Source organism: Flavobacterium silvaticum (assembly GCF_012911565.1).
Lineage (GTDB): Bacteria > Bacteroidota > Bacteroidia > Flavobacteriales > Flavobacteriaceae > Flavobacterium > Flavobacterium silvaticum.
Genome location: NZ_JAAMPU010000011.1, coordinates 1 through 243, shown reverse-complemented (window position 1 = coordinate 243; position 243 = coordinate 1). Strand labels below are relative to the sequence as shown.

1 rRNA gene is annotated in these 243 nt (G+C 49.8%); it reads left to right on the top strand.

The features are described from left to right. A 23S ribosomal RNA gene (locus G6047_RS16990) occupies positions 1 to 243 on the top strand; the annotation flags it as partial.

Below are 243 nucleotides of genomic sequence, written 5' to 3'. Positions count from 1 at the left end.
GAAACCCGCACACCGAAAGACTAAGGTTTCCTCAGCTATGCTAATCAGCTGAGGGTTAGTCGGGTCCTAAGGCGAACCCGAAAGGGACAGTCGATGGCCAACGGGTTAATATTCCCGTACTGCTTATAGTTGTGATGGAGTGACGCAGTGATGAAAGTACCGCGAACTGACGGAATAGTTCGTTGAAGGCTGTAGCTATAGATTGGATAGGCAAATCCGTCCGATCTGGCAAAGGCCGATAGT